The 18524-nt window shown below is 38.7% G+C and carries 14 protein-coding genes; 7 read left to right on the plus strand and 7 right to left on the minus strand.

What is annotated here, in order from left to right:
• The first annotated feature begins 135 nt into the window (after positions 1-135).
• Entirely contained in the window at positions 136-1998 is a 1863-nt protein-coding gene (locus PVK62_RS00005) for an ATP-dependent nuclease (protein ID WP_274442558.1), read from the plus strand.
• A 34-nt stretch (positions 1999-2032) separates the two neighbouring features.
• Here the strand turns inward: PVK62_RS00005 and PVK62_RS00010 are convergent, their stop codons facing one another.
• Positions 2033-3187, minus strand: coding sequence for a DNA cytosine methyltransferase (locus tag PVK62_RS00010; RefSeq protein ID WP_274442559.1), 1155 nt, complete (start codon positions 3185-3187; stop codon positions 2033-2035).
• A 319-nt stretch (positions 3188-3506) separates the two neighbouring features.
• On the opposite strand from PVK62_RS00010, the gene PVK62_RS00015 reads away from it, so the two are divergent.
• Positions 3507-3902, plus strand: a complete 396-nt coding sequence (locus tag PVK62_RS00015) for a phage integrase (protein ID WP_274442560.1) — start codon at positions 3507-3509, stop codon at positions 3900-3902.
• A 118-nt stretch (positions 3903-4020) separates the two neighbouring features.
• Here the strand turns inward: PVK62_RS00015 and PVK62_RS00020 are convergent, their stop codons facing one another.
• Entirely contained in the window at positions 4021-5064 is a 1044-nt protein-coding gene (locus tag PVK62_RS00020) for a GMP reductase (RefSeq protein WP_274442561.1), read from the minus strand.
• Positions 5065-5525: 461 nt separating this feature from the next.
• On the opposite strand from PVK62_RS00020, the gene PVK62_RS00025 reads away from it, so the two are divergent.
• On the plus strand, positions 5526-6830 hold the full coding sequence (locus PVK62_RS00025; RefSeq protein ID WP_274442562.1) for an inosine/guanosine kinase: 1305 nt from the start codon (positions 5526-5528) through the stop codon (positions 6828-6830).
• Between the two features lie 83 nt (positions 6831-6913).
• Here the strand turns inward: PVK62_RS00025 and PVK62_RS00030 are convergent, their stop codons facing one another.
• A complete protein-coding gene (locus tag PVK62_RS00030) occupies positions 6914-7192 on the minus strand; it encodes a peptidylprolyl isomerase (RefSeq protein ID WP_045103769.1) in 279 nt (92 codons plus the stop codon).
• Positions 7193-7336: 144 nt separating this feature from the next.
• Here PVK62_RS00030 and PVK62_RS00035 point away from each other — a divergent pair, with 144 nt between their 5' ends.
• Positions 7337-8236, plus strand: coding sequence for a chemotaxis protein (locus PVK62_RS00035; RefSeq protein WP_274442563.1), 900 nt, complete (start codon positions 7337-7339; stop codon positions 8234-8236).
• Positions 8237-8384: 148 nt separating this feature from the next.
• On the opposite strand, the gene PVK62_RS00040 is transcribed toward PVK62_RS00035, so the two are convergent.
• The 3 genes from PVK62_RS00040 to PVK62_RS00050 form a co-directional block, all read right to left on the minus strand.
• Positions 8385-9068: a MaoC family dehydratase gene (locus tag PVK62_RS00040; protein WP_274442564.1), complete on the minus strand. Its 684-nt coding sequence runs from the start codon at positions 9066-9068 to the stop codon at positions 8385-8387.
• Between the two features lie 324 nt (positions 9069-9392).
• Positions 9393-10511: a glycine cleavage system aminomethyltransferase GcvT gene (gene gcvT, locus PVK62_RS00045; protein ID WP_274442565.1), complete on the minus strand. Its 1119-nt coding sequence runs from the start codon at positions 10509-10511 to the stop codon at positions 9393-9395.
• Between the two features lie 98 nt (positions 10512-10609).
• A complete protein-coding gene (locus PVK62_RS00050; RefSeq protein WP_274442720.1) occupies positions 10610-11218 on the minus strand; it encodes a helix-turn-helix domain-containing protein in 609 nt (202 codons plus the stop codon).
• Positions 11219-11561: 343 nt separating this feature from the next.
• Between PVK62_RS00050 and gcvH the strand changes: the two genes are divergently transcribed.
• The 3 genes from gcvH (at position 11562) to PVK62_RS00065 (ending at position 17278) form a co-directional block, all read left to right on the plus strand.
• Positions 11562-11942, plus strand: coding sequence for a glycine cleavage system protein GcvH (gene gcvH / locus PVK62_RS00055; RefSeq protein WP_130043741.1), 381 nt, complete (start codon positions 11562-11564; stop codon positions 11940-11942).
• Between the two features lie 23 nt (positions 11943-11965).
• Positions 11966-14833 (plus strand): aminomethyl-transferring glycine dehydrogenase, encoded by a 2868-nt coding sequence (gcvP, locus tag PVK62_RS00060; RefSeq protein ID WP_274442566.1) that lies wholly within the window; start codon positions 11966-11968, stop codon positions 14831-14833.
• Between the two features lie 423 nt (positions 14834-15256).
• Complete coding sequence (locus PVK62_RS00065; protein ID WP_274442721.1) at positions 15257-17278, plus strand: EAL domain-containing protein; 2022 nt, start codon at positions 15257-15259, stop codon at positions 17276-17278.
• Between the two features lie 177 nt (positions 17279-17455).
• On the opposite strand, the gene PVK62_RS00070 is transcribed toward PVK62_RS00065, so the two are convergent.
• Positions 17456-18433, minus strand: coding sequence for a tetratricopeptide repeat protein (locus PVK62_RS00070; RefSeq protein ID WP_274442567.1), 978 nt, complete (start codon positions 18431-18433; stop codon positions 17456-17458).
• Between the last annotated feature and the right edge of the window lie 91 nt (positions 18434-18524).

Genomic DNA, 18524 nt, shown 5'->3' on the forward strand with positions numbered 1-18524 from the left:
TTCAAAATACCTACACATAAATAAACCTTCATCACAGAAAAATCTATAAAACAACTACCAAACCTAAAGTATCTAATTCATATATTGTCCAATATCGGCTACAATCGCCCTATACTGTTATTTGGCTTATATACAATGTCTGATTTATTACAAAAAATAAACAAAATAAAAACAAAAAATAAAACTAACTATTTACATCAGGTTAGATATCCATTTTATAAAAAACTTCAGCACAACTCTATAGTGACATTTGAGTCTCCTTTCACTGCTCTTGTTGGTCCCAATGGTTCCGGTAAGTCTTCAGTATTAACGTCTTTATATGGTTCTGTTCGTGGTAAATCTATTGGTGATTTTTGGTTTTCTACAGAATTAGACCCGATTAGTGATGACGGGGATACTCCAAGAGTAATACATAAGTTCATTCCTGAAGGAATGGAAGAATCAGTCGAAGTTATAAAAATGCGAGTTCGCTCAGCTCGTACAGGCGCTCGTAAAAATCCAGATTATTGGGAAACGGCAAGACCAAGATTAACTGATGACATGCAAAAAATGCCTGATGAAATTACAAATGCTCATCAAGAGCACCGTAATGAATCTCGTTGGAAAGCTATTAATAAAGCTGTCGTATATATCGATTTTAGAAGCGAATTATGCGCCTTTGATATATCTTTTTATTTCAACGATATGAAAAAAAACAGGCACTATACTCATGTTCAAGATTTCTTAAGAGATCGTTCACGCAGCTTAAAACAAAAATTATCTACACCAAGTAAACTTCCAAGTAATTGGTTTTCGCAAACAGTAGGTAAAATAGAAAATCTTAATGAGAATGAGCTGTTCTGGGCTAATAAAATTCTTGGAAAGAGGTACATATCTGCTAAAAGAATTTCTCATACCATGTTTGATAATAAAGGGTTCTCAATCCTTTTCAATGACGGTTCGAATCAATATTCAGAAGCCGTGGCTGGTAGCGGTGAAGTTGCTATTATCAATTGTGTCTGCAAGGTTTTATCTGCACCAAGAAACTCGTTAATTTTACTTGATGAACCTGAAGTTTCTTTACACCCAGGGGCTCAAACTGAATTAAGGAATTTACTTTTTAGTGCTATTACTGATAATAATGTCCAAGTTGTTATTTCAACGCATTCAGAACATTTTTTAAAAGGTTTATCTAGTAAATCAATTAAACTTTTTCAGCAAGACCCAAATACTGGACGATATAATATATTAAATGAATGCACGCCCGAGCAAGCCTTCTGTAGGTTAGGTGGTACATTAGATATAAATAAAAAAATATTTGTTGAAGATGAATTAGCTAAAATTGTGGTAGAGGCCGCTTTAGATGATATAGATAGTTCAGCTCGTTCGCAATTTGATGTAATTCCATATCCGGGTGGGGCAGATACAATAATTAAACAACTTCCAGTACATTTTGCAGCTATTGAGGATACAAGTAATGATATTGTCTTACTCGATGGAGATAAGCAATGCTCTGTGTTCTCTAGATACTCAAGATTGTATAAAGATAAAATTGAAAATAAAAAATTAATTATAAAGCGGACTAGTAGTGATATTGCCACTTCAGAATACCGAAAGATAAATGGCATATTAAGTGAACAAACAGGAATTAACGGTTCAACATTTATTTTGCCATTAAATGGAGGTGATGCTCCTAATGAAGCAGAAGAAATATCGTTAAAGCTAAAAATCCTTGATAAATATCATGAAAAATTTCACTTTATGAATACAGAAACTCCTGAAGAGTTAGTGTGGGAAATTGCTACTGGCACTATTCCTAATATTTATAAAAATAAATACAATGATCTGGATTATAAAGAACGATTCGAACTTTCAGCGATTGATTTGCACGGAAAAGACGAAACAAATTCAGATACTATATTACAATTGCAAAAAATATATTTACGAAATAGAAATAAAGAAAGCGTTTTATGGACTGAATTGTTAAATAACTTAAAAAGAGATTTACAACTCATTTAACGAAAGCAGCCTACATTAATAATGTAGGCTGGTTTTAATTAATAATAGCTTCAATTAACTTTACTCCAAGCAAAGGTGGAACCGCATTACCAATCTGCTTAGCTTGCTCTGTCGATGAACCATAAAAAACAAAGTCATCGGGAAAAGTTTGAAACCTTGCTGCATGTCTAAGAGTTATACCATGATTCTTCCACGGATGAACAAAGCGCCCTTTCGATGGGTTATTACAACCTGTAGTAATCGTATTACTTGGTTGATGTATAAAGATTCGACCATATACATCTTTATGACCTTTATACCCGTTAGAATGGCATTTTAGTCGGTGCTGTTCTCCAGCATCTTCACGGCTACCATTTAATGGGGTATCAACAAAGCGTTTCACCATCATTTCGCTTGGTTTCATAAATACATTACATGGATCGTTTTTATCAATGTCAAGACCAAACTCTAATTTTCGCAACGAATTTAAAGCTTGTTCTTTAGTTAATTTCGTTTTCGTTAAAAAATACTCTTTAACGAAACGATTTAAATATTGTTCAGGTACGGCTTCAAAAACCGTTGATGCAGTTTTCCAACAAGGCGTAAGCCCTGATGTTGGTGAAAAGTGAGTAGCTTTAGGTGGAAAATTAACTGTGCTATTTATATCTTTTCTAACACCATGTATAAAAACTCTTTTTCTATTCTGAGGCACACCAAAATCTTTGGCGTTTAAAATACCGCAAAATGTTATTTCATAGCCTTCTTTAGCTGCAAGCTGTAAAAATTTATTTAAAAAATCTTCATGTCGCTTCCATAATAAACCAGAAACATTCTCAACTAAAAAAGCTTTTGGCTGAAACTCATGCACAAATTCAAAATAACGTAACAAAAGTGCATTTCTAGGATCATTCACACCAGCATTATTAATTCTATGTGTTGAGAACCCTTGGCATGGTGGGCCACCAAGAATTAAATCTAGTTCCCCAGCCTTTAAGTTTAAAGACTCTCTCAAAACTGTTGGGTCAACTAGATTAATATCTTCATTAAGAAGCTTAATTGGCTTCTTATCTTTTAAGATGAAGTTTTCTTTATAAGTATTTGCAGCTGCCTTATCAAATTCTATTGCGGCAACAACCTCAACTCCAGCATTATGAGCTGAAAGAGTAAAGCCACCTGCGCCGGCAAACAAATCTATTGCTTTTACTGTCATTAAAAATACCTACAAATTACTAACTGGCACATTCTACCGAGTTATTTCATAATTACCATGCTTACTCAATTAAACGCTGATTATATAATCGTTCTATGTACTATTTATTCGATATAAAACATTATTAAGCACTGAGCATGAGTTACGCTTCATATAAACACAGCGTGTGTATATTTTATCATTAATATCAGTATCTTAAAAAACTAAAAAACCTTAACTTGCCGAACTCTATACTAATGGCCGCGAAAGAACACGCATTCGTAAACGTTTTTCCTCTAAAGGTAAAGCTACTACCTTTGAACACTACACCTTAAAACAAGTGGAAATAAAGCCGTGGAAAGGTGAAAAACTTGAAAACCGCCGTTTATCTGTGCTTATTGATATTTGGTTCTCTATGTATGGCGTAAACCTATCTAATGGCCAAGTTATCTATCAAAAATTTGAACACATGGTAAAATCTATGGGTAACCCTGTTGCCTCTACTTTCACTGCAAACATGTATGCTGAGTTCCGTCGTAAACGTACGGCTGGTGAAATTACCTTTGTAGATAGTAAAAGGCACAAAGGCGCACCAAGTATTGCGACATTAAATTCTGAATTAGCACGTTTTAAAGCAGTATTTGAAAAACTTAAAGAACTGGGCGAATGGAAAGGTCCAAACCCATTAGAAAGTATTAAGCCATTTCGTGATCATGAAAGACCAATGCGCTTTTAACCAGAAAATACAAACAAAATAACTGTCGCCACTTTGTCGCCACTTACCAATGTTAGACCAAAAAAAAGGCCGCTAAATGCGACCTTTCATTATTCGGTTTTTCCGAGGTGTCGAGTTATCACTCTTTACCGTAAACGTTGTTCTCTTGCTCTTGTACTCGGATGAAAGTAGTACGCTTAGTTAGCTCTTTAAGCTGCGCCGCGCCTACGTATGTACACGTTGAACGTACACCACCAAGGATGTCAGAAATCGTTGTATGAACTGAACCACGGAACGGTAATAGTACGGTTTTTCCTTCAGCTGCACGGTACTTAGCAACACCACCTGAGTGCTTGTCCATCGCGCTTTGTGAAGACATTCCATAGAATTTCATAAACTGTTTACCGTCTTGCTCGATAACTTCACCGCCTGACTCTTCGTGACCTGCTAGCATACCGCCAAGCATGACGAAATCAGCACCGCCACCGAACGCTTTAGAAACATCACCAGCACAAGAACAACCGCCGTCACCAATGATACGACCTCCAAGGCCGTGCGCTGCGTCAGCACATTCAATGATTGCAGAAAGTTGTGGGTAACCAACGCCTGTTTTAACACGAGTAGTACATACTGAACCCGGACCGATACCTACTTTAACAATATCGGCACCAGCTAGGATAAGTTCTTCAACCATATCGCCTGTAACTACGTTACCAGCAGAGATCACTTTGTCTGGAAATTCAGCACGTACTTTTTCTACATATTGAACTAAATGCTCAGAGTAACCGTTTGCGATATCGATACAAATAAAGATCAAGTCATCTGTTAATGCCATGATATCTTTTGTCTTTTGGAAATCCGCTTCAGAAGTACCAGTAGAAACCATCGCATTCTTCAGAACAGATGCATCGTTTTCTTTAATAAAGCCAGCCCAATCTTCAACTGTGTAATGCTTATGAATCGCCGTCATTACACCGTGCTCAGAAAGTGCTTTTGCCATAGCAAAGCTACCAACAGAATCCATATTAGCTGCAATTACAGGTGTACCAGACCATTGACGACCGCTGTGCTTAAATGTAAACTCGCGGGTTAATTCGACTTGAGAGCGACTTTTCAGTGTTGAACGCTTAGGACGAAACAGTACATCTTTGAAGCCTAACTTTAATTCTTGTTCGATACGCATGATAAATTCCTCGTATTATCGATAATGGCTCTACTATCTCTTGTTGCCTTTGGCAGAAGGCAGTTAACAAACCAAGATAGCAGGCACAAAAAAACCGGGGCGCTGGCAGGCGCTCCGGTTTTCAGTATTATAGAGTCGGAAACTGATTCTGCAAGTCTGATAATTCACTTTTTTTTGTGATATTATCGATAATTCTGCAAACAAAACTCAAACATCAGAACAAATAAACTATATAAAGAAAAAAACAGAATAATTCACTGCAAATACAACCCATACCCACACTTTATACGGACTGCAATTCTGGTAAATGCACTAACCTCTCTTTATCAGGTAAACGTTTGCTATTTGCGCTCAAAAAATAAAGTGACCTAGCTCGCAATTATTTAATCGATTGATGAATGTTAATGAAAAAATTTGTGATATAATCTCGGAAAATTCACTTATTAACTGATCTTTAATTCATGAAGTTTCCTGGCCAACGTAAGTCTAAACACTATTTTCCTGTTCACACTCGCGATCCATTAGTGAATCAAATCAAACAAACCCCTAAACTTGAGCGTACTCACCTTATCGGTGTAGGCCAAACCATCGTCGATATTGAAGCAAAAGTTGACGATGATTTCTTAGCGCGTCACCAGTTAAGTAAAGGTCATTCTCTGGTTCTTGAAGAATCAAAAGCAGAAGCTTTATATAAAGAACTGTTTGAAAGAAACTTGATCAGTCATGAGTATCCTGGCGATACCATTGGTAACACCCTTCATAACTACTCAGTTCTAGCAGACAGCAAGTCTATTCTGCTTGGTGTAATGAGTGAAAATATCAAAATCGGTTCTTACGCTTATCGTTACCTATGTAACACAACAAGCCGTATGGATTTAGATCACCTGCAACCAGTTCAAGGCCCTATTGGTCGTTGTTACACCTTGATCTCTGAAGATGGCGAACGTACGTTTGCGATCAATGAAGGTGACATGAACCAACTTTGTCCTGCTCACGTTCCTGAGCATATTTTTGAAAAAGCCTCTGCATTAGTGATCTCTTCTTACCTTGTTCGTGGTAAGGAAGGTGATCCAATGATGGATGCCGTTCAAAAAGCGATTGATTGTGCAAAATCTCATAATGTTCCTGTTGTCCTTACTTTAGGTACTAAGTACGTTATTGAAGGCAAAGCAGAATGGTGGCAAGCATTCTTAAAAGAGAATGTGACTGTTGTTGCAATGAATGAAGAAGAAGCAGAAGCCCTTACTGGTGAGAAAGACCCTCTACTAGCAGCAGATAAAGCGCTAGAATGGGTAGATTTAGTGCTTTGTACTGCTGGTCCTGTTGGTTTATACATGGCTGGTTTCACAGAAGAAAGCATTAAGCGCGAAACTGATAAGCCACTTCTCCCTGGTAACATCCCTGAATTCAACCGCTTTGAATACAGTCGTCCAATGGTGAAAGCGTTATGTACCAAGCCTATTAAAGTATCTTCTCACATTGCCCCTTACATGGGTGGTCCAATTGAGATTAAAAATACCAACGGTGCCGGTGATGCGGCTTTGTCTGCATTGCTTCATGATATGGCTGCTAACTACTACCATAAAGAGAATGTGCCAAACTCAAGCAAACACGATGCCGAGTATTTAACTTACTCTTCTTTCTCTCAAATTTGTAAGTACTCAAACCGTGCAAGTTACGAGGTATTAACTCAGCACTCTCCACGTTTATCTAAATCAATGCCTGAGCGTGAAGACTGTTTAGAAGAAGCGTACTGGGAACGTTAATTTACTCCAGCTTACGTTGAACTGATAATAAAAAATCCGACATTATAGGTCGGATTTTTTATATCTCTTAAAGGCTATATTGCTTATGTGCGATAAAGAACCTTAACCACATGCCAGCCAAACTTAGTTTTGACTAGGTGCGGAACAAGCGTTTCACCACTAAAGCATACTTTATCAAACTGCGGTACCATTTGGCCTTTCTTGAATTCACCTAAGTCGCCACCTTTTTTACCAGAAGGACAGCTAGAGTATTTTTTCGCTAATACGTGAAATTTAGCGCCTTTTTTAAGCTGTTGAATAATGTCTTCTGCTTGTTCTTTATGCTTAACAAGAATGTGTAGCGCAGCTGCAGTACTAGCCATGAATACCTCAAAAATGATTCTAGATAAATTAAGCTTAATTATATCGTTTATTCATCATCAATTGATAGTCTCACCTTTAAAAACCGTCTCAAAAAAACTACAATTAAGTTTATAAAAATAATTATTTTCAGAAGGCCATTACTTATGAAAAGCAAAGCGAACCAATCGCAAGGTATGCTACTATTTAAACTCACACTGACCCAGCGTTTTGCCATCGGCACGCTGAAGGTTCGTGAGATCGTACCTTTTCAAGCATTGACTTCCATTCCCTACTCTCACCACCACGTATTAGGGACAGCAACCATTCGTAATATGGCAATTCCAATTATTGATATGTCGGCCGCTGTTGGCTTTAGACCACTGCATAAAGATGAATTCAAAGATTGCTATATCATCATTACCGATTGCATGCGCACCGTTGTCGGATTTGCGGTAAGAACCATAGATAAAATCATTGAGTGTGATTGGAAAGCCATTGAGCCATCACCAGAAACAGCAGGGGCAAATGTCTTTGTTACTGGGATCACCCGCTTTGAAGATAATATTGTTCAACTTCTTGATGTAGAACTTCTACTATCAAAAATCTATCCAGAAAAGACCTCTAACTTGTACCCTATATTGTCTGATATAGAAAGAGAGAAATTAAAACCTCTTAACATTCTATTAGTTGATGATTCGTTTGTCGCGCGTAAACAACTTTCAACGGCATTAGATAGTATTAATATCCCCTATCAAGTAGCAATAAACGGATTAGATGCCTATGAAATGCTAAAACAAGCCTCTGCTGATGATCGCCCATATAATATCGTGGTCAGTGATATTGAAATGCCCGGGTTAGATGGCTATGAATTGGCGTTTGAAATCCAAAATGATTCAAGGCTAAAAGATGCGTATGTGATCCTTCATACCTCGCTCTCAAGTGAGATCTGTGTTGAGCAAGCACATCAAGTTGGTGCTCATGAAGCGTTAACTAAGTTCGAAGCAACAGAGCTAGTACAAGCGATGCTACGTGGTGCTAATCATAACAATCGACAAGTTGCTTAATGACACCAATACCAGTAATGAACAAGAATTACAGATACAAAAAAACGCGTTACCTTAGCTAGGTTAACGCGTTTTTTTTATATCTTACTGTCGTTCAGAAACTCATATTAGCTATCTGCTTCAATAAGATTGGTGTAATCAAAAAGGCCTAAAAGTATAAACGTATTACAGAAACCGCAACACAACCTGGACGTCGACATTTTTCGATTTCAACTTTCACTTCAGTTTCAATTTCTAAGCCGCGCTTGATCGGTGTTACCGACATTAGCGTACTTCTTGCACGAATGCGCTTACCTGCTTTTACAGGATATGGAAAACGTACCTTGTTTAAACCGTAGTTTACGGTCATTTTTGCCGTAGGAAACAGTAAATTATCACTGCCTACGTTATCCGTCAGTTTTGACAGCATAGACAACGTTAAGAATCCATGGGCAATCGGCGTTTTAAACGGAGATTCTGCTGAAGCTCTTTCTGGATCGGTATGGATCCATTGCATATCTTCAGTAACTGCACCAAAACTATTAATGCGTTCTTGATCCATCATTGACCAATCGCCAATGTGGATTTCTTCGCCCAAACGAGCGGTTAATTCTTCAAATACAGCTTGAGTATCTAAGTTCATTTCAATTGGCTCAGGTTGAACAGCCGCGTTTTGCTGCTCATTAACAGCGCGCTTATGCTCTTTAACCCACGAAATAATGTGAATGTTGTTGGCTTTATTTAAAAATTCAATCCAGTAATCTTTAATGGTTGGTGACATCCAATCTTTTAATTCAAACGGATGATTCGCCAGAAATTCACGCTTATGCTTTAGAAAATCGACAACCTTCATAGAGAGACCTTATTTGATATCTAATCGTAAAAACAATGCTTAAGTGCCATGTTTATAATTGTGTTACAGGTCACGTTTTTTTGCAAATACTTTCCGAGCATGCAAGTGTTCGCTCAGAGCGTGCAAATCATTTAAATTCAAAAAGATAACCTAATATGCACAGTGTACAATTAATTTCAAAAATCTGATCTAGCTTATACTTTATAAAGATAAATTCTCGCCCTCACTTTTTTTACAATCCAAAAAAAGAGCATAGTTATATGCTCTTTTTGCCTGATTCATTCATTTCTATGATCGTTATTATAAGCTTCTAGCTCTAACAAATTAACCTCTATAATAACGTTGCGGTACGAATGGCATTTTTTCTACTGTCATTGCGAGTTTTTTACCACGAACTTCAGCGAACACTTCTGTTCCAATAACGGCAAGATCCGCTCTTACATAGCCCATAGATACCGGCTTACCAGCTGTCGGACCTGCCGTACCTGAGGTCACAATACCAATCTCATTATCAGCCGCATCAAATAACTTGCAGCCTTCACGCACTGGCGCTTTACTTTTTCCAACTAACCCAACACGTTTACGGCTCACGTCTTTGGTTTCAATTTGCTGTAAAATAATATCCGCTCCTGGGAACCCACCAGCCCGCTCACCATCTGCACGACGATTTTTGCTGATACCCCATAATAGACTTGCTTCTACAGGTGTTGTCGTCGTATCTAAATCATGACCGTATAAACATAAACCACATTCAAGACGCAACGAATCTCGCGCACCAAGTCCAATCCACTCGACTTCTTCAAAAGAGGTTAATGCGTCTGCAAGCTCTGCCGCTTTATCATTTGGCACGGAGATTTCGTAGCCATCTTCCCCCGTGTAACCAGAGCGACTGATGTAGCACTCAATGCCATTAATATCAATAACAGCCGTATCCATAAACAACATAGAAGCCACTGACGGTTGAAGTCGTGATAACACATCAGCCGCTTGAGGGCCTTGTAATGCCAATAAAGCACGATCTTCAATCACTTCAAGCTCAACACCTTCAGGAAGATTCGCTTGTAGATGTGCAATGTCTTGTTCTTTGCACGCGGCATTCACAACAACAAACAAGTGATCGCCAAAATTAGCCACCATCAAATCATCCATAATACCGCCCACATCATTAGTAAAAAATGCGTAGCGTTGTTTCTGGGAAGGAAGATCCATAATATCAACAGGCACTAACGCTTCTAACGCTGCAGCTGCGCCTTCACCTTTTAAGCGAAGTTGCCCCATGTGTGATACATCAAACAAGCCAGCAGCATCACGAGTATGAAGGTGTTCTTTTTTTACGCCTAATGGGTATTGAACAGGCATTTCATATCCTGCAAAAGGGACCATTTTTGCGCCAGCAGCGACGTGCATATCAAAAAGTGCCGTTTTATTTAGTTGTTCTGACATTCTTCTTTCTCCATTTGCCTGATATTAGCTAAGTGTGTCGGTTATTCTTGGGATCTAGGTTTCTAATAAATAGTGGATTGTGATCCATCAATTGCAGGTTACTTAGCGGTAACCCAGAGGATATGAGCGTCTTCCTCACTGATCGATATAAGTACGTGCCCCATACTGGCATCGTAATAAACACTGTCCCCTATTGCTAAATTGACTGGCTCGTAAAATTCGCTGTAAAAACAAACCTCACCGTCTAGAACCAATAAAAATTCTTCTCCGTCATGGCGCACCCATTCGGCATAAGCATCAAAGTCTCTCGCACGAATACGACTCTTAAATGGCATCATCCTTTTATTGGACAATTGCGTTGCTAACAACTCATGTTCATAGGTCGCCGTTGGATGAGGCTTACCTTGCTGCGAAAGCGTGATATCTCGACGCCCTACCGCCCCTTTTTGTTTCGGCGGCTCAAATATTTGAGGAATATCGATATCCAAGCCGCTCGCCAATTTTTGCAGGGCCTGAAATGTGGGTGAAATCTGTTCGTTTTCAATTTTTGATAACGTAGAGCGAGCAAGTCCAGTTCGCTTACTCGCCTCTTCTAACGTTAATCCAAGCTGAATTCGAATGTCTTTTAGACGCTTACCAAGATCAAGCGGAGCAATCGATTGCTCTTCGTTATTCTTCTCAATTTTAACCACTTTTGCTTCTTCCATAACACTTTGAGGATGACTCAAACGGCGCTCCTTGCTCATTAAGTATTCAATCTACCTTTGTAATACTCATCTTATCAGGAGAAAATTGCGAGATAAAAAGCAACAAGAATGCTGAAAAAGTGCGCTAGGTAGCAAAATGGGAAACAAAGTTTCTTATTGGAAACTTGACGGTTGAATGTTGCATTTCACACTTGTATGTTTACCAGATGTAATCTAATGGTCGTTATTAATACAGATAACACCTTGTTGAGTTCCACTTAATATAATTCGCTTAATACTAATTTTTCTACCTGCATTTGGCTAAATACCATTTGCTCAAGACAATTCACACTGGAGAAGTATCATGGAAAAAGATCTTAAATTTACAGCAAGCCACGAATGGGTACGTGATAATGGTGATGGTACAGTAACCGTTGGTATCTCAAACCACGCTCAAGGCCTACTTGGTGATGTTGTATTTGTTGACCTACCTGATGTAGATGACGAAGTAACGGCAGAAGAAAACTTCTCTTTGGTTGAATCTGTAAAAGCGGCTTCAGACATCTATGCACCTGTTTCTGGTGTGATTGTTGAAATTAATGAAGAGCTAGAAGACAGCCCAGAACTTGTTAATGAAGAACCGTATGAAGGGGGTTGGATTGCTAAAATTAAACTGTCTGATGAAGGTCAACTTGAAAGTCTAATCCCGGGCGATCAATACCTTGAAAGCATCGAAGAAGAATAAAAATAATTTAAAGGATTAAGATCATGAGTCAGCTTCTTCAACAATTAGGCACGGATAACGAGTTTATTCGCCGCCACAATGGTCCCGCTTCTTCACAGCATCAACATATGCTCAATACGGTTGGCGCTGAAACACTAGAAAAATTAATCGAAGAAACCGTACCAAGTTCAATTCGTTTACCTCAGCCAATGCAGTTACCTCACGGCCTTTCTGAAAATGCGATGCTTGCTGAGTTAAAACAGATCGCTCAACAAAACACGCTAAACACCAGTTATATCGGTCAAGGTTATTACAATACACATACGCCTAATGTAATTTTACGTAATGTATTAGAAAACCCGGGCTGGTATACCGCGTATACGCCTTACCAACCAGAGATCTCTCAAGGTCGTTTAGAAGCGCTACTAAACTACCAACAGATGGTAATGGACTTAACCGGTCTTGATATTGCTAACGCCTCTTTGCTTGATGAAGCAACGGCAGCAGCAGAAGCCATGACACTGTGTAAGCGTGGTGGAAAAAATAAAAGCACCACTTTCTTTGTGGCAGATGATGTTCACCCACAAACACTAGCGGTAATTAAAACTCGTGCGAAATTCATCGGTTTTGACGTTGTTGTTGATACTGATTCAAACTTAGATTCACATGATGTGTTTGGTGCTCTACTTCAATACCCTGGCACAACGGGTGAAGTAAAAGATTTATCAACACTGATTGAACAAGCTCAAGCGAAAAAAACCTTAGTTGTTGTAGCCACTGACCTTCTTGCCTCTGTGCTTCTTAAACCTGTTGGTGAAATGGGTGCAGATATTGCGATTGGTAGTGCACAGCGCTTTGGTGTCCCAATGGGATACGGCGGTCCACACGCGGCATTCATGGCAACGCGTGAAAAGCTAAAACGTTCAATGCCAGGCAGAATTATTGGGGTATCGGTTGATTCAAAAGGCAATCAAGCGCTGCGTATGGCAATGCAAACACGTGAACAGCACATTCGTCGTGAGAAAGCGACATCAAACATTTGTACTGCACAAGCATTGCTTGCAAACATGGCCTCTTTCTACGCGGTATATCACGGACCAGATGGCTTAAAAACCATTGCTCGTCGTGTGCATCACTTCACCGCTATCGTTGCAAAAGCATTACAATCTGCAGGGTTTGAGTTAGCACATCACAGCTTCTTTGATACCTTAACAGTTAAGACAGAGCAACAAACAGACATTCTTTACACCAAAGCATTAGCAGCAAGCATCAACCTACGTAAATTTGATACTAAGCTGGGTATCAGCGTTGATGAAACCACCACGGTTTCTGATTTAGTTGCACTACTGACAGTATTTGGTGTTGATAATGCAGAGTGTGATACGCTTTCTAATGACGTCGGTGCCGATGAGTTTGCCGCTATCCCAGAAGCGTGCCGTCGTACTTCTTCATTCTTAACCCACCCAGTATTCAACACGCACCACAGCGAAACACAAATGTTGCGTTACTTGAAAAAACTGGAAAACAAAGACTTTTCATTAACTCACGGTATGATCCCGCTTGGCTCATGTACCATGAAATTAAACGCGGTGGCTGAAATGCTTCCGGTAACATGGCCTGAATTCGGTGGTATTCACCCATTCGCCCCATTAAACCAAGCTGCTGGCTACACAACGTTAGCAACATCACTAAAATCGATGCTGTGTGAAATTACAGGCTATGACGAGTTTTCTCTACAACCGAACTCAGGTGCCTCTGGTGAATACGCGGGGTTAATTGCAATTCAACGTTATCATGAAAGCCGTGGTGAACGTCAACGTAATGTGTGCCTAATTCCAAGCTCTGCACACGGCACAAACCCTGCAACGGCTTCAATGGTATCTATGAAAGTAGTGGTGGTGAAATGTGATGAAAACGGCAACATCGACATGATCGATTTAGCTGAAAAAATCGCAACACATCAAGAAAACTTATCAAGCATCATGATAACTTACCCTTCTACACACGGTGTATATGAAGAGCAAGTGCGTGAAGTGTGCGACATGGTTCATGCTGCTGGCGGTCAAGTGTATCTTGATGGTGCCAACATGAATGCACAGGTTGGTTTAACAAGCCCTGGCTTCATTGGCTCTGATGTCTCTCATCTAAACTTACACAAAACCTTCTGTATACCACACGGTGGCGGTGGTCCGGGAATGGGGCCTATCGGTGTTAAATCTCACCTAGCGCCTTTCCTACCGGGTCATACCGAAAACGGGGTTCAAGGGTCAGATTACGCGGTTTCTGCAGCGGATCTAGGCAGTGCCTCTATTCTTCCTATCTCATGGGCATACATTGCTATGATGGGTGAAATGGGCCTAACTGAAGCGACTAAAGTGGCGATCTTAAATGCCAACTACGTAATGGAGCGTTTGCGCCCTCACTACCCTGTTCTGTACCGTGGTACAAATGGTCGCATCGCGCACGAATGTATTATTGATATCCGCCCGCTTAAAGAAGCAACAGGGATCAGTGAAGAAGACATTGCAAAACGTTTGATGGACTTTGGTTTCCATGCGCCAACCATGTCATTCCCAGTGGCGGGCACGTTAATGATTGAACCAACAGAATCTGAAGACTTAGCTGAATTGGATCGTTTCTGTGATGCAATGATTACGATTCGTGAAGAGATGAACAAGGTTCAACAAGGCGAATGGCCACTAGACAATAACCCACTAGTTAATGCACCGCATACTCAAGTGGATTTAATCTCTGATGAGTGGGATCACCCATATACTCGTGAAGTGGCATGTTTTCCATCAACTCAAGCAAAAGCCTCTAAATACTGGCCAACGGTTAACCGTGTGGATAACGTATTTGGTGATCGAAACTTGATTTGCTCTTGTCCTAGTATCGAGAATTACGAAGAATAATCCTCACCACTAATAATCCTCCTGTATAAAATAGACAAGCGCATGTTTGTCTATTTTATATCTTGTATTTTAATAACTCATTGAAATGTAAAATAGTAAAAACATCAGCATTTGTTATACAATCGATTACTATTTCACAGACCTATTTCTATGCTTTCGCGCAATTGAAAAAGAGCACAAATTAAAACTAGTAAGATACTAATCTGTGTGTCAGAATCCCTCGCCATTACGCTTGCTTATTAGACAGCAATAGACTGCTTATCTATTGGTAACATAATTCATCATTGTTGAAGCCATTGTATTTCATAGGTACCTCAGCATCTATTAAATACCATCTATTAAATGTCATCAATTATTGGAATCTTTCATTTGAAAATTGTTTTAAATCTTAATAATTTTATTCATCAAATTTACTCAGGGGTAATGTCTCTGTTTAAGCGTAAGAACTCGCCTTCTTCATCACATTCTTACATTTATGATTTATCAGCAATAGCATTACTTCTTTTGCCTCTAACGCTATCGAATGCAACGGCTGTTCTATTGGGGCATACCTTTAACTTCTTTGAGTTTAAAGAAACCTCAAGCTTTCTATTTCATTTATCTAATTTCTTAATAAATATCTACCCGCTTTCTTTTTGTGTTATTGCAGGGTATTACTTATCCCATAAAACGGGCTTTAATAGCGCGACGTTTATTATTTATTCTTTAGTCTTGTTTTATCTGCTTTCACTAGAAAACGGCAGCTTAGCCGCACCTTTCTATTTCCCAAATAATCCATTACTTGCTCTCTTAAGTGCTTTAATCACATTCATGTATTGCACACGCTTTAATTTGCAACAATTAAAGCCACAGGCATTGGATTTTTCTTCACGTTTATTCAAGCATTTATTTCATTTTTTCACCTTTATTAGTGCTGCCTTTTTATTATCTAAACTGATGGTAAAAGTCATTAATAATGTGACGACTCTTATTGGCAATATGAATGTTGACCCTCTAACATTTAGCGGCGGATTACTCTATCAAACCATTCTTGGATTATTAGGTTCTATTGGTATTAATGGACACAATTTGCTGTTTGCTATTAAACAAACCATCTACTCAGAAACTCAACAGAATATGGCTGATTGGGCAGCAGGAGAAGCGACATTAAACATTATAAACCAAGGTTTTTATGATGCCTTTATGTCAATGGGAGGCTCAGGAAATTCCATCAGTTTATTGCTTTGTATTCTTTTATTCTCCAAAGAAAAAAATCATATAATGCTTGCGTTAGCCGCCTTGCCGTTAGTTATGTTTAATATTAATGAAGTATTACTACTTGGTTTACCGATCATTTTTAATCCATTATTGATTGTTCCATTTATAACATTACCATTAATCAGTTTTTTAATTACCTATTTAGCAATCTATTCTGGTGCTATTTCACCTGTAATTAATATCGTTAACTGGATGACACCACCACTATTTAGTGGCTATGTTGCAATGGGAGAAAACATAGAAGGTTCAATATTACAGCTGATAATTATTGTGATTGGTATTTTTGTGTATCGTCCATTTTATCTTGCTTTTTCAGGGAAATACGCCTTAAAAAAACGAGCATCGCTCACCGATAGAAGCATGGAGCAATCGATTTTTAGAAGCTTACTAGATAATGTTGGTATCTCTGCGGCAACAAGTTTAGAGCGTTCTTCCGCGAAAAAACGCTTATTAAAAATGCTCCATGATGATGGTTTTGTAATGCATTACCAATTACTTAAATCTGTTACTGATAAAAGAGCGATATCTTTTGAAGCATTATTACGCTATCAAGATCGTGAAGGTAAATTATGCCCTCCGACGTTTGTTAGTGATTTTCAATTACTTAATATGATGCCGACTCTGGATAAATTAGTTATTGATAAAGTCTTAATAGATATGCAGAAAATGGACCTTCAGAAAGAACAAAGAATAGCCATTAATATTTCTGTTGCTTCGATTGAAGAGCATGATTTTGCTCAACACTTTATTAATCGATTAAAATTCTTTTCCATTCCTGCCCATTGGCTAGAAATTGAAATAACAGAAGAAGCGATTTTAAGTAATCATCATCACTTACTGAGAACCTTAGAACTCTTAAAATCACACGGAATAAAAATCGCTATGGATGACTTTGGAACGGGTTACGCCTCGTTTCCACATTTGTCAAAATATCCATTTGATAAAATTAAGTTGGATCGCTCTCTACTATTAGATGCAACCACAGTCAAAGGAAAACAACTCTATCAATTAATTGCTCAAATGGGCGAGATCGCTAACTGTGAAGTTGTGGCAGAAGGCGTAGAAACCGAAGAGGAATTTAACTTCGTGACTACTTGTTGTGTTGATAGGATCCAAGGCTTTTTGATTTCGCGTCCACAACCTCTTTCTGAAGCACTAAAGCAACTAAGAGAAGTGAATCAACGTTGATTTGATACTTAAAAGGACTATTTTACATAGTCCTTTTTTATACAAATAAAATAACCGAATAAACCACAGCTCATTGGCACATAACGAGCACTGCAGCGATGGCTATCAATATTAGCGCTAACATGTCTTTCTGCCCCTGATAATATTTAGCTCTTTTAAATTGGATTTCTTAATAGTTTAATGCTGTATTTGAGATTCATGATTATTTGACATCAGCACCTTTAATGCTTTTTCATGGCCTTGCGCCGCCGCTTTTTGATACCACATAGTAGATATATATGCATTGTGCGGATGACTATTATCCAATTCATATATCGTAGCCAATGCATACTGTGATTCCACATCACCTTGATTCGCAGCAGCGGTGTACCATATTATCGCTTCAGACATGTTTTGACTCACACCATCACCCAGCTCAAACATTAACCCAAGGCTATACTGGGCATCAGGTAGGCCTTGTTCTGCTGCCTTTAAATACCATTTAACCGCTTTTATTTTGTCTATTGTGGTGCCATCTCCTCGTTCTAGCATTAACCCTAAGTAAAATTGCGCTTTTGCATGTCCTTTATTCGCCGCTTTTTCATACCAAGAGAACGCTTCTTTCTTATCCATAACAACGCCCCCTCCAAAGTCATACGCGGAACCGATGTAAAATAAAGAATCGACATGACCTTGCTCGGCGGCTTTCCTATACCACATTAAAGCCTGTTGTTTATTTTTATCTGTGCCCATTCCAAAATAAAGCATTCTAGCCATATCATATTGCGCTTCATCAAGGCCTTTATTTGCGGCTTTTTCTATCCAATAAATGGCTTCAGGGTAGTGCTCCTTTGTGGAATGAAAGATCAGCCCAATCGCATAAAGAGCATCGACATGATCTTGATCAGCCGCTTGGTGATACCAGTTTAACGCTTCTTGTGTATTCGCTGGCACACCAAGTCCATAATCATAAATTATCCCAAGTGCATGCTGAGCCTCAACATTGCCTTGTTCTGCTGACTGGCGATACCAACGAATCGCTTCTTCACTGTTTTTTAATGTACCAATACCAAGGTCATACATGGTTGCTAATTTATATTGGGCTTCTGCATCCCCTTCTTCCGCAAACGTTCGGTAATTATCAATAGTCATATTTATATTATTTTCTGAACTCATACATCCAACTAGCAATAAAGAAACAACTAAAATAAAAAACGTCATAAATGGCCTGCAAATACCCTTGATTTTTAACGACAATACTCTTTCT

Origin of the sequence: Aliivibrio sp. S3MY1 (genome assembly GCF_028765575.1) — a bacterium.
GTDB lineage: Bacteria > Pseudomonadota > Gammaproteobacteria > Enterobacterales > Vibrionaceae > Aliivibrio.

Excerpts from the sequence above, each read along its gene's own strand:
- PVK62_RS00005 (WP_274442558.1), top strand. The coding sequence starts at position 136 with ATGTCTGATTTATTACAAAAAATAAACAAAATAAAAACAAAAAATAAA.
- PVK62_RS00010 (WP_274442559.1), bottom strand. The coding sequence starts at position 3,187 with ATGACAGTAAAAGCAATAGATTTGTTTGCCGGCGCAGGTGGCTTTACT.
- PVK62_RS00020 (WP_274442561.1), bottom strand. The coding sequence starts at position 5,064 with ATGCGTATCGAACAAGAATTAAAGTTAGGCTTCAAAGATGTACTGTTT.
- PVK62_RS00025 (WP_274442562.1), top strand. The coding sequence starts at position 5,526 with ATGAAGTTTCCTGGCCAACGTAAGTCTAAACACTATTTTCCTGTTCAC.
- PVK62_RS00030 (WP_045103769.1), bottom strand. The coding sequence starts at position 7,192 with ATGGCTAGTACTGCAGCTGCGCTACACATTCTTGTTAAGCATAAAGAA.
- PVK62_RS00035 (WP_274442563.1), top strand. The coding sequence starts at position 7,337 with ATGAAAAGCAAAGCGAACCAATCGCAAGGTATGCTACTATTTAAACTC.
- PVK62_RS00040 (WP_274442564.1), bottom strand. The coding sequence starts at position 9,068 with ATGAAGGTTGTCGATTTTCTAAAGCATAAGCGTGAATTTCTGGCGAAT.
- gcvT (WP_274442565.1), bottom strand. The coding sequence starts at position 10,511 with ATGTCAGAACAACTAAATAAAACGGCACTTTTTGATATGCACGTCGCT.
- PVK62_RS00050 (WP_274442720.1), bottom strand. The coding sequence starts at position 11,218 with ATGGAAGAAGCAAAAGTGGTTAAAATTGAGAAGAATAACGAAGAGCAA.
- gcvH (WP_130043741.1), top strand. The coding sequence starts at position 11,562 with ATGGAAAAAGATCTTAAATTTACAGCAAGCCACGAATGGGTACGTGAT.
- gcvP (WP_274442566.1), top strand. The coding sequence starts at position 11,966 with ATGAGTCAGCTTCTTCAACAATTAGGCACGGATAACGAGTTTATTCGC.
- PVK62_RS00065 (WP_274442721.1), top strand. The coding sequence starts at position 15,257 with ATGTCTCTGTTTAAGCGTAAGAACTCGCCTTCTTCATCACATTCTTAC.
- PVK62_RS00070 (WP_274442567.1), bottom strand. The coding sequence starts at position 18,433 with ATGAGTTCAGAAAATAATATAAATATGACTATTGATAATTACCGAACG.